Raw genomic sequence first — 11,315 nt, 5'->3', positions numbered from 1 at the left:
CCAATTGTTAGAGCAGACCGGCCTTGGTCATCAGTTCCGTGACCTTTTTGGAGTTCAGCTTGGAGGAGTCAACCTTCGGAGCCTGAAGTTCGGCCAGCGGAACCAACTTGTCGTTGGATGCCACGCCGGCGCCCACGGTGTACTCGAAGTCCTTGCCCGTCTGCAGCTGCTCCTGGCCCTTCTTGCTCGTGATGAAGGCGAGGAACGCGTCGGCAGCGGCCTTGTTCTTGGAGGACTTCAGCACGCCACCGCCGGATACGGAGACAAACGCGCCCGGATCCTGGTTCTTGAAGTAGTGGCTGGCCACGTTCTTGGAGTTCTCGCCGGTCTTGGCCTGGTCACCGAAGTAGTAGTAGTGGTAAATAACGCCACCTTCGATTTCACCGGCGTTGACAGCCTTCATGACCGCACCGTTGCCCTGGTAGCCCTTGAAGTTTTCCTTCATGGCCGTGAGCCACTTCTCGGTTTCGGCCTCGCCCTTGAGTTCAAGGTAGGCGGATACGATCGCCTGGAAGTCGGCGCCGGACGGCGATGCGCCCCAGCGGCCCTTCCACTCGGGACCGGCGAGGTCAGAGAGGGACTTGGGCAGCTGATCTTCGGTGAGCTTTTCCTTGTTGTACACGAACACGGTGGAGCGGGCTGCGACGCCGGTCCACTTGTTGGTGGACGGGCGGTACTCGGCCGGAACCTGCTTCTTGACCTCGTCGGTGAGATCGGCGAACAGGCCTGCGTTTTCCACCTGGGTCATGGCGGGGGAGTTCTCGGTGATGAAGACGTCAGCCGGGGACTTGTCGCCCTCCTGGATGATCTGGTTGGACATCTCTGTGTCCTTGCCCTGACGGAGGGTCACCTTGACGCCGGTCTCCTTGGTGAACTCTTCCACCCAGGCCTTGGTCATGGATTCGTGCTGTGCGTTGTAGACCGTGATCTCGCCGGACACCTTTGCGTCGGCAGAGGCGGAACCGGTGGCTGCCGGGGAGGTGCTGCCGCCGCAGGCGGTCAGTCCGAGGGCTGCGGTGGCGGCGAGTGCGATGCCGGCCAGGGCGCTGTTGCGGATCTTCATGGGGGCTACTTTCTGGGAAAAAGTGTGTGGACCGTCGGTCCCGGCGAGCCTGGAGTTAGGGTTGGCTCACTCGAGAAACTGTAGGTTAGCCAAACCTAAGACACCAAGCGGCACGGCCCTTAAGTGATAAGGATCACATGCATTACGCAACTGTTGCGTGACCTAATTGGTTGGCGTTTTCTGCTGAATGGCCGCGGCGGCTTCCAGCACCATCCAGGCCTGCAGCTGGGTGGAAAGCTCGACGGCGGCACCTGGCGGGTAGGTGGTGTCCGCCGGCTGTGCCGCGTGGACGGAAAAGAGGACATGTCCCGGCGTGCCGGTGGTCGCCCCGGCTCCCGCCGGCCGGCGGCCCGCCCAGAAGGCGTCGGCGGTAGCAGTCACGAGCTCCGTAGCGGTGTTCCGGGCGGACTGCGGAAGCCGGGTATCGACGGCGGCGAGTGCCAGGTACCGGCAGAGAATTCCGGTGAAGAGTCCGCCGTCGCCCGTTCCATCGCAGCGGAGGATGCGCGGGGAGCTGCCCGGCGCTGTGGGTTGCACCGTCAGATGCTGGGCTACGCCGTCAATAACCGCCGAGGCCCGGGCGAGGTTGGCGTCACCGCCGAGCTCCAGCAGGGCTCCCAGTACGGGGCCTTGGTTGTAGGTGTAGATGGTGTTCTCCACCACCACTTCGCCGGCCGCGCTGAGCCGCGCCCCGTCGATATAGAGGCCCTGGTGCTCGTCGAACAGCACGGCATTGAGCCAGTCCATCAGCTGCTGCGCCTTGGTTTGCTGGCCTGTCCGGGCGTAGTAGAGCGCCACGGGGGCGGTGGCCGGGGTGTTCTTGAAGTCGCGCTTTTTGCTCCAGAAGGTCCCGCCGCCCAGGTCATCGGTGGAGGCGGAATCGAACTGGAGGGTGAGGGTCTTCTGGACCCTGGCGTTGCGGCGGCGTCCGGGTTTGCGCGTCTCCTTGGCCAGAGTTTGCAGGCGGTGCGTCGCCAGCGCCAGCCAGGCCATGTCGTCGTAGTAGTTGTTGACGAAAGTGAAGGCGTTGCGCAGCCGGATGCCCGTGACCAGCCTGGACGCGAGCCTGCCGGCGCTGGGGTGATGCGGGCCGTTGAACCTTGCCGCGGGGGTGGCTCCGTTGCCCAGTTCTCGGCGTCCGGCGTCCACCAGGCAGTCCACGTAGTGTGCCTGCCACCAGTAGTGCCACGGGCGGAGGAGGTTCTTCAGGTGTTTTGACGGCCATTGCACGGCGGCGAGGTGGGTTCCCGGCAGGAAGAGCAGCCGCCGGCCGAAGAGTCCGGTGACGGAGCGGGCCGCCATGTTGGCCCGGTCCTGCCAGTCGGCGGGTTCGGCATCCGGCATGGTCATCCGTTCAGCCTAGTGGGTGCGGCCCGCAGGATTTTCAGTTAACATGCACTAACTAATGTTCCGCGCCGGTCTTATGGTGTTGGGGCCGCATCAAGGAGGATGTATGGACGTCTTGGGTACTGTCGCGCTGATTACGGGTGGGGCTTCCGGGCTGGGCGCTGCCACAGCGAAGCGCCTGTTCGACGCCGGCGCCTCGGTGGTGCTGATCGACCTGCCGTCCTCCGCCGGTGCGGCCTACGCCGCCGAGCTCAACGCCACAGCGCTGAACGTCGCCGGCAGCGGTTCGGGGAACGGTTCCGGCTCTGCCAGTTACGGGGCGCGCGCAGCCTTTGTCCCCGCTGACGTCACCAACGAAGCGGAGGTGCAGGCCGCCGTCGACGCCGCGGTGGCGCTTGGACCGCTCCGCATTGTTGTGAACTGCGCCGGCATTGCCACACCAGGCAAGGTCCTGGGCCGTGAAGGCGTCCTTCCGCTGGACACGTTCAACCGCGTCATCCAGGTCAACCTGATCGGGACTTTCAACGTGCTGCGCCTGGCGGCCGCTGCCATGGTTTCAACGGAACCGGTGGGCAGCGAGCTGGGCGGCCCCGAGCGCGGCGTCATCATCAACACGGCCTCCGTAGCTGCCTTCGACGGGCAGATCGGCCAGCCGGCCTACGCCGCTTCCAAGGGCGCCGTCGCCGCCATGACACTGCCGCTGGCCCGTGAGCTGGCCCGCGCGCTGGTGCGGGTGGTGACCATCGCCCCGGGCATCTTCGAAACGCCCATGATGGCAACGCTCTCTGAGGAAGCGCAGGCTTCCCTGGGCCAGCAGGTCCCGCACCCGTCCCGCCTGGGCAAGCCCGCCGAATACGCCAACCTGGTGGCGCACATTGTGGAAAATGCGATGATCAACGGCGAAACCATCCGGCTCGACGGCGCCATCCGAATGGGCCCGAAATGAGCCTGCCTGGCGCTTCGGAACAGTCGACCTCCGAACCGTCGATTGACGACCTGCCCGCCGCCGATTTTTTCGCTTACGAGTCATTCCTGAGCTTGAAGGAGCGGGCCAAGCTGGCCGAGCTGAGGGAGTTCCTGGCCACGGAGATCGCCCCGTACGCGTCGGACTGGTGGAACAAGGCGGAGTTCCCGGCGCATATCCTGCCCAAACTTGCCGCACTGGAGCTGAGCACACCGGCGCAGCGCGGCTACAGCAACCTCTTCGCGGGACTGGTCATCGCCGAGATGACGCGCGTTGATACGTCGATCGCCACATTTTTCCTGGTCCACCACGACCTCTTTGTGGAGTCGCTCTACGGATTCGGCTCACCTGACCAGCGGGCGCGGCTGCTTGCGGACGCCTCAAGCCTGCGTATCACCGGGGCGTTCGCGCTGACGGAACCCGGCCACGGTTCCGACGTGGCCGGGGGCATGGAGACCCGTGCCCGACGCGTCGCCAGCGCAACGGGAGAGCCCGACGACGACGGCGATTCGTGGGTGCTCAACGGCGCCAAACGCTGGATCGGGAACGGGACGTTCTGCGACTACATGCTGGTGTGGGCCAGGGACGAGGCCGTGGCTGCCGGCGGGCATGGCGCGGTGCGCGGGTTCATCGTTGATGCTTCCCTGCCGGGTGTGAGCCGGAGCCGGATCGAGAACAAGATTGCGCTCCGGACCGTGCAGAACGCGGACATTGTGTTTGAGGATGTCCACCTCGCCGAGTCCGACCGGTTCGCCGGCATCAGCAGTTTCGAGGACACCAACCAGCTCCTGCGTGGCTCGCGGATCATGGTGGCTTGGCAGGCCGTGGGGCAGCAGTTGGCGGCTTTCGACGTTGCCCGGCAGTACGCCGTCGAACGCCATCAGTTCGGCCGGCCGCTGGCGAAATTCCAGCTCATCCAGCAGCAGCTCGTGACCATGCTGGGCAACACCGTAGCCAGCATGGCCATGATGGCGCGTATCGCGCAGCTGCAGGACGACGGCGCCGCGGAGATGCCGCAGGTGGCCCTCGCCAAGGCCTACACCAGCGCCCGGATGCGCGAAACCGTGGCGCTGGGCAGGTCCATCCTTGGCGGCAACGGCATCGTGACCGACTACCGGATGGCCAAGATCTTCGCCGACGCCGAGGCCATCTACACCTACGAGGGCTCGTTCGAAATCAACACGCTCATTGTGGGCAGGGCGGTCACAGGCGTCTCCGCGATCGTCTGACCCCGGCACCACCGCCAACGTACACTTGGGGCCCGGCGAATTAGGCCCCAAGTGTACGTTCGCGCTCAGTCGGTGAGCATCGGGTCCTTCTCGCCGGCTTCGATCCTCGCGTCCAGGCTGTTGCCTTTCACGGGCATGGGGCAGGTACCGTACGGGGTAAAGGCGCTGGGGTAGTTGATGGCGCGGTTGAAGTCCAGAACCACGGTGGCGTTCCCGGTGGCATCAATCCGGGGCCTGGGGGTGGAGACTTTCCGCCAGTCATCCGTTGATTCGCCGTTGGTTTCGTCGTGGAACGTGATGGTCAGTGCCCCCAGTTTCTCCTCCTCGGCGTGCAGCCGGTACTCGTGGTCGATCCCCGGCAGTCGGAAAACCACTTCGCCCACCGAATAGTGCACGCCGTCCACCAATGGATTGGCTGTTCCGATCGGGATGGCCACCGGTTCAGGGTACGCCTCGTAGGCTGCCTCTATCACTAGGTCCGGGTTGTACTCGAAGGTGGGCACGCCGTCGAACTCGGTCAGCACCGGCGACCCGGAATCGCGGGTCCGGATCGCGTACCGGTCCGCACGCATGGCGAGTTCCACCACAACCTGCTGCCCGTCCGCACCGCCGAACTGCACCCACATCAGGGATTCCTCGTTGGCGAGGGAAGCCGTAATGGTCCCGTCGACGGGCTCGCCGGTTTCCACCAGCGTCAGCCCGTCCCGTGCCGCAGCGGTGAGCGTCGCCGTCGTACCGTCCGTTGACCATAGGCCAGGGGCGAGGTCGACGGCGGCGGGCAAAGATTCCAGCCACTGGAACGAGGTGAGGGTCAGCCAGCCGTGGCGGGTGGCGAGGGCTTTGTTCCGGTTGGTGCGGAAGCGCTGCCAGCGTTCCAGCTGCGCGGCTGCGGTGGTGTTCATGGTTCCTCCCAAAGGGGATCTGATTCCCGGCTACAACGTCAAGGCCTACAACCCGGCGCAGACGCTGTCCATTCCACCATGGACCACCACGAACCGCTGGGGCTGCAGACCTGGCTGCAGCCCCAGCTGCGCCCTATGCCCTGCGGCCGGCCGATAGTAACGTCTGAAGCATGAAAATCGCAGTCTTGGGCACAGGTACCGTAGGCCGGACCCTGGCGGGCGCGCTGTCCGCTCTGGGACACGATGTGGTGGTGGGCACGCGGGACCCGCGGGAAACTTTCGCCCGCAGCACACCCAGCGCCATGGGCGCGCCGCCCTTTAACGAATGGCACGCCTCGAACCAGCACATCGCCCTGGAAACCTTCGCGGATGCCGCCGCCGCGGCGGAACTTATAGTCAATGCAACGGACGGGGCCGGCACACTCAGTGCCCTCAGCTCCGCGGATTCGGCCAATCTGTCGGGGAAAGTCATTCTCGACGTGTCCAACCCCCTCGATTTTTCCCAAGGCATGCCGCCGCTGCTGAACCCCGTCAACACTGATAGCAATGCCGAACGGATCCAACGAGCGTTCCCGGACGCGCGGGTGGTCAAGTCCCTGAACACGATGAACGCCGGGCTGATGGTGGACCCCGGCAGACTGGGCGGCGGAGATCATTCCGTATTTGTCTCTGGCGACGACGCCGACGCCAAGAACACCGTGACCGGACTCCTCCGGGAGTTGGGCCACTGCGACATTATCGACCTCGGTGACATCACCACCGCCCGCGGGGCGGAGATGATGCTTCCAGTGTGGCTGCGGCTGTACGGAGTCCTGGGGACTCTTGATTTCAACTTCAAGATTGTCCGCTGAGATCCTGCACCCCAACCCGCCTGACCTGAATGTTCGCTGTGTGAGTCCCGCGCAATATCTGAGACGGATTCCGCCTTCGCCATCCCGTGCGGGTAGCATCGATAGCTAGTAACGTGGCTCACAGTATCCAGCGCAGTGTACGAGCCAAGTCCGAACCCTCGAAAGACAGTTTCCATGGCTAACACTGCTGCAATGAATTCCGCAACCGACCTCGCCTCTGAGCTGAGGGCCGATGTCCGGCGTGTCTCCACCCTGCTGGGCGAATCCCTGGTCCGCCAACACGGGCCCGAACTCCTGGATCTGGTGGAGCAGGTCCGCCTCCTCACCAAGGAGTCCAAGGAAGCCGCCCGCGGCGGTGCCGATGCCACCGGCCCCTGGAGCGCGCACGACGTCGTCGAACAGGTGCGCGAACTGCTCGGCTCCCTGCCGATCGAGCAGGCAACTGACCTGGTGCGTGCGTTCGCGTTCTACTTCCACCTGGCCAACGCCGCCGAGCAGGTCCACCGCGTCCGCGGCCTGCGGACGCGGACGGAGAAGGACGGGTGGTTGGCCAAGGCTGTCACCGAAATCGCCGCCAAGGCGGGGCCCGAAGTCCTGCAGGAAGTGGTCAACGGACTTGACGTCCGCCCCATCTTCACCGCCCACCCCACCGAGGCTTCGCGCCGTTCCGTGCTGGATAAGATCCGCAAGCTCTCTGACGTCCTGGCCGAGCCCACCAAGGAAGGCACCACCGCGCGCCGCCGGCAGGACCGCCAGCTCTCGGAAGTCATTGACCAGATGTGGCAGACCGACGAACTGCGCCAGGTACGCCCCACCCCGGTGGACGAGGCCCGTAACGCGATCTACTACCTCGGGGGCATCCTGACCGATGCCATGCCCGAGATGCTCTCGGACTTCTCTGAACTGCTCGGTGAGCACGGCGTCAGCCTGTCCTCACAGGACGCGCCCATCCGGTTTGGGTCCTGGATCGGCGGCGACAGGGACGGCAATCCCAACGTCACGGCAGCGGTCACCAGGGAAATCCTGCAGATCCAGAACCAGCACGCCGTCCGCATCAGCATCGCGATGATGGACGAGCTGATCTCCATCCTGTCCAACTCCACCGCATTGTCCGGCGCGGACCAGACCCTGCTTGACTCCATCGACGCGGACCTGAAGAAGCTGCCGGGCCTGGACCGGCGCGTCCTGGAGCTCAACGCCCAGGAGCCCTACCGCCTCAAGCTCACGTGCATCAAGGCCAAGCTCATCAACACGGGCAAGCGGGTAGCCGCGGACTCCACCCATGAGCACGGCCGTGACTACAGCTCCACCGAGGAGCTCCTTAACGACCTCGAACTGCTGGAGCTGTCCCTCCGCAACCACTCGGCGACACTCGCTGCCGACGGCGCGCTGGCCCGCGTCCGTCGCGCCGTCGCGTCCTTCGGCCTGCACCTGGCCACCCTGGACATTCGCGAACACGCCGACTACCACCACGAGGCCGTTGGCCAGCTGATGGACCGGCTGGGCGGCCCCGGCATCCGCTACGCGGAACTGAGCCGGGTGGAACGCTTTGAGGTTCTCGGTTCGGAGCTGGCGTCACGCCGGCCGCTGTCCGGCCACCCGATCAAGCTCGACGGCGTCGCTGACGGCACGTACGACGTCTTCCGTGAGGTCCGCCGCGCCCTGCGCACGTATGGGCCGGACGTCATCGAGACCTACATCATTTCCATGACCCGGGGCGCGGACGATGTCCTGGCCGCGGCCGTCCTGGCCCGCGAGGCAGGCCTGATCAACCTGTTCGGCGAATCTCCCTACGCCAAGATCGGGTTCGCGCCCCTGCTGGAGACGGTGGAGGAACTGCGTGCCTCGGCGGAGATCGTGGACCAGCTGCTGTCCGTCCCGTCCTACCGTGACTTGGTTCGGCTGCGCGGCGACGTGCAGGAGATCATGCTGGGCTACTCGGACTCCAATAAGGAATCCGGCGTGATGACCAGCCAGTGGGAGATCCACAAGACCCAGCGCAACCTGCGCGACGTGGCGGCCAAGCATGGTGTCCGCGTCCGGTTGTTCCACGGCCGCGGCGGATCAGTGGGCCGCGGCGGCGGACCCACCTACGACGCCATCATGGCCCAGCCCAACGGCGTGCTCGAAGGTGAGATCAAGTTCACCGAACAGGGCGAAGTCATCTCGGACAAGTACTCGCTGCCCGAACTGGCACGGGAAAATCTGGAGCTGTCCCTCGCGGCAGTGCTGCAGGGCTCGGCCCTGCACCGGGACCCCCGCACCTCGGATGACCAGCGTGAACGGTACGGGCACGTTATGGAAATCATCTCCGATGGTGCCTTCGACCGGTACCGGAAGCTGATTGACCATCCGGACCTGCCCGCGTACTTCCTGGCTTCCACTCCGGTGGAGCAGCTGGGCTCGCTGAACATCGGCTCCCGCCCGTCCAAACGCCCGGATTCCGGGGCGGGTCTTGGCGGTCTGCGCGCCATCCCGTGGGTCTTCGGCTGGACGCAGTCACGGCAGATCGTGCCGGGCTGGTTCGGTGTTGGTTCGGGCCTGAAGGCTGCCCGCGAGGCCGGAAACTCCGAGCAGCTGGTGGAGATGATGCAAAACTGGCACTTCTTCCGGTCGGTCGTCTCCAACGTGGAGATGACGCTGGCCAAAACGGACCTGGACATCGCCGGGTACTACGTGGCCACCCTCGTTCCCAAGGAACTGCACCACATTTTCGCGGCCATCCGTGAAGAGTTCGACCTCACGGTCACCGAGATCCAGACCCTTACCGGTGAGAACGTCCTTCTAGATGCCCAGCCCACGCTCAAGCGTTCGCTGGAGATCCGGGACCAGTACCTGGACCCCATCAGCTACCTGCAGGTGGAACTGCTCCGCCGCGTGCGGGCTGCCCAGGGCGCCGAAGGTGAAGGCATCAGCGGTGCCGAGATCGACGAACGGCTCCAGCGGGCCATGCTGATCACCGTCAACGGTGTAGCGGCCGGCCTGCGCAACACGGGCTAACCCCCCGAACGCTCTCTCACTTAATGCGGCTTTTTCATAAACCCTCTCGCACCCTGTGCAAGAGGGTTTATGTATTTCCTGCAGAAAGTGAGAGAGGGTTTGGCGGCTTGGGGAGCGGAGGGCCGTGTGCAGATAGGGTTGAAGGCATGCCATCGTTCCAGACGCGCCTGAAAATCACCGGCCTGAAACCTGGCAACGCGCCGGAAGCAGTGATGGCCGCCGCTGTGGAGGCATTGGAGACCCGTCACCATGTGGAATCCAACCAGATCGAACTTGCTGCCGGCGTCCCCCAACTGAACCTCCGGTTCCTCGTGGAGGCGACCGAATACAGCGGCGAGAACCAGCAGGCACGCGAATCGGCAGCGATGATGCGCGACGCCGTCGAACGCGTTGCGCTCACCGGCTCACTGATGGTGCTCCGCCGCAACCGCGGCCGCTGGGCGCCTGTCTAAACTGGTGGTCGAGCTGGTCGGGACCCGATTTCGACAGGCTCACTCACCCGCTCGAACTCACCGGCGATAAGCTCACTCGCCGGGGGCGGGCTCGTCCACGGGTGAGCGGGTGCCGCGCCGGCGGGTGACAATGATGCCGACGACGACGCCGATCACCAGGCCCAGCACCACACCGATCAGCGAACTGGCCCAGAACGGCAGCTTGGTTGCCGATCCCGTGAAGTAGCCAAGGCCCACCAGCCAGCTGGCCCAGAGGACCGCGCCGAGGCCGGCGCACAGGCTGAAACCCCGGGCGGAGACGTCGGCGATCCCGGAAGCGGCCGACGTCGCCAGCCGCCCGCCGGGGATGAAGCGGGCGCCGATGATGGTCCCGTAGGTGGAGGAGCGGCCGGCCTTGGCGATGGCCGCATGGATGCCGGTATGGACTTTCCGGCCCCAGCGCCACCGGTCCAGAATGTGGCTCAGCCGGCGTTTGAAGAGCTGGAACACCACCATGTCGCCGAGCCAGGACGCCACGGCGGACAGCGCCCCCACCAGGAAGACGTTGGCCCGGCCGTCGGCCGAGAGGGCGCCGCCGGTGATCACCACCATCTCTGACGGGATGGGCGGGAAGATGGCATCGCCGAGGACCACGGGGATGATCCAGAAGTAGATCGCCGCCCCCCAGCTGTCGGCGTCGCCAAAGTCCATGGCCACAAAGTACCGCACTTTTGCGCGGCAGCCCGGCTTGGGCTGGCCGGCGGCGCCTCCTTACCCGGCGGTGGTTTCAGCGAGTGCCTCAGTACCCTGCGCCGATCTTCCGGCGGCGTGGCCGCGGGGCTCCGCCGCGATCTTCCCCGGTAACTTCCCTGGAAACGTGGCTGAGGTGCCGCGCGGCGAGGAAGTACCAGTACGGCCAGGCGACCCACGCGGTGGCGCCCACGGCGATTCCGGCTCCGCCGATACCCCAGCGGATCCAGGCCGGTGCCGGTTCCAGGGCCGTTAGTGCCGCCAAGGGCAGCGCCACCACCAAGGCGCCTCCGATGAACTGTCCCAGCTTCGCGAGATCCTGTGGATAGCCGCCCGACTTGAGCAGCGCCTGGTGGGCCAGCAGGAACCAGCCGGCCTGGACCACCATTGCCCCGACCGAGATGCCGGTAGACGCATTGAAATCGAGCTTCTTCGCAACGAGGAGGAACGAGCTTGCCGAACCTGCGGCGCTGGCCGCGATCACCAGCCATTTGGCTGCCTCGGAGGCGGGTGTGCGGCGCACTCGCCGGTGGACCTGGACGATCACCGGGATGATTATTAGCTGGAAGACGCCGCCGGTGGCATCGTTGATGGTGCCGAAAACATAGGGGCCGTTCTTTGGGACCTCGATGGCGAACATGGCGCCCAGTGTGGCCACGCCCACTGCGCCTATGCCCGCGGCCGCGTAGGCAAACTTGGCCGCTGTACGGTCTCCGGGGATTTCGATGAATGTGTCCACGATGGTCCTCACCTTTGCGCGAGCCCCTCTCACAGGATA

Annotated in this window: 10 protein-coding genes; 5 read left to right on the top strand and 5 right to left on the bottom strand. The window is 65.3% G+C overall.

Annotated features, from left to right (window positions below; genetic code table 11):
• Positions 1-7: 7 nt before the first annotated feature.
• Together ACZY0Q_RS14085 and ACZY0Q_RS14080 are read right to left on the bottom strand one after the other, a co-directional pair.
• A complete protein-coding gene (locus tag ACZY0Q_RS14085; protein WP_463917766.1) occupies positions 8-1,063 on the bottom strand; it encodes an iron ABC transporter substrate-binding protein in 1,056 nt (351 codons plus the stop codon).
• A 162-nt stretch (positions 1,064-1,225) separates the two neighbouring features.
• Entirely contained in the window at positions 1,226-2,413 is a 1,188-nt protein-coding gene (locus ACZY0Q_RS14080; RefSeq protein WP_463917765.1) for a glycoside hydrolase family 76 protein, read from the bottom strand.
• A 103-nt stretch (positions 2,414-2,516) separates the two neighbouring features.
• Here ACZY0Q_RS14080 and ACZY0Q_RS14075 point away from each other — a divergent pair, with 103 nt between their 5' ends.
• Both ACZY0Q_RS14075 and ACZY0Q_RS14070 read left to right on the top strand, forming a co-directional pair.
• Positions 2,517-3,356, top strand: a complete 840-nt coding sequence (locus tag ACZY0Q_RS14075) for an SDR family NAD(P)-dependent oxidoreductase (protein ID WP_463917764.1) — start codon at positions 2,517-2,519, stop codon at positions 3,354-3,356.
• A complete protein-coding gene (locus ACZY0Q_RS14070; RefSeq protein ID WP_463917763.1) occupies positions 3,353-4,603 on the top strand; it encodes an acyl-CoA dehydrogenase family protein in 1,251 nt (416 codons plus the stop codon). The genes ACZY0Q_RS14075 and ACZY0Q_RS14070 overlap by 4 nt, the downstream gene beginning before the upstream one ends.
• Before the next feature lie 65 nt (positions 4,604-4,668).
• Here ACZY0Q_RS14070 and ACZY0Q_RS14065 read toward each other — a convergent pair whose 3' ends face one another.
• Entirely contained in the window at positions 4,669-5,505 is an 837-nt protein-coding gene (locus ACZY0Q_RS14065; RefSeq protein WP_463917761.1) for a DUF1684 domain-containing protein, read from the bottom strand.
• 170 nt (positions 5,506-5,675) lie between these two features.
• Between ACZY0Q_RS14065 and ACZY0Q_RS14060 the strand changes: the two genes are divergently transcribed.
• From ACZY0Q_RS14060 to ACZY0Q_RS14050, 3 genes are all read left to right on the top strand, one after another.
• Entirely contained in the window at positions 5,676-6,356 is a 681-nt protein-coding gene (locus ACZY0Q_RS14060; RefSeq protein WP_463917760.1) for an NADPH-dependent F420 reductase, read from the top strand.
• A 174-nt stretch (positions 6,357-6,530) separates the two neighbouring features.
• Positions 6,531-9,356 (top strand): phosphoenolpyruvate carboxylase, encoded by a 2,826-nt coding sequence (gene ppc / locus ACZY0Q_RS14055; RefSeq protein WP_463917759.1) that lies wholly within the window; start codon positions 6,531-6,533, stop codon positions 9,354-9,356.
• 146 nt (positions 9,357-9,502) lie between these two features.
• Positions 9,503-9,808, top strand: a complete 306-nt coding sequence (locus ACZY0Q_RS14050) for a hypothetical protein (protein WP_463917758.1) — start codon at positions 9,503-9,505, stop codon at positions 9,806-9,808.
• A 72-nt stretch (positions 9,809-9,880) separates the two neighbouring features.
• On the opposite strand, the gene ACZY0Q_RS14045 is transcribed toward ACZY0Q_RS14050, so the two are convergent.
• Both ACZY0Q_RS14045 and ACZY0Q_RS14040 read right to left on the bottom strand, forming a co-directional pair.
• Complete coding sequence (locus ACZY0Q_RS14045) at positions 9,881-10,498, bottom strand: DedA family protein (RefSeq protein ID WP_463917756.1); 618 nt, start codon at positions 10,496-10,498, stop codon at positions 9,881-9,883.
• Positions 10,499-10,586: 88 nt separating this feature from the next.
• On the bottom strand, positions 10,587-11,276 hold the full coding sequence (locus ACZY0Q_RS14040) for a hypothetical protein (RefSeq protein ID WP_463917754.1): 690 nt from the start codon (positions 11,274-11,276) through the stop codon (positions 10,587-10,589).
• Positions 11,277-11,315 lie beyond the last annotated feature (39 nt).

This window comes from Pseudarthrobacter lactosi (assembly GCF_055412785.1).
This window is presented reverse-complemented; position numbering and strand designations above follow the sequence as displayed.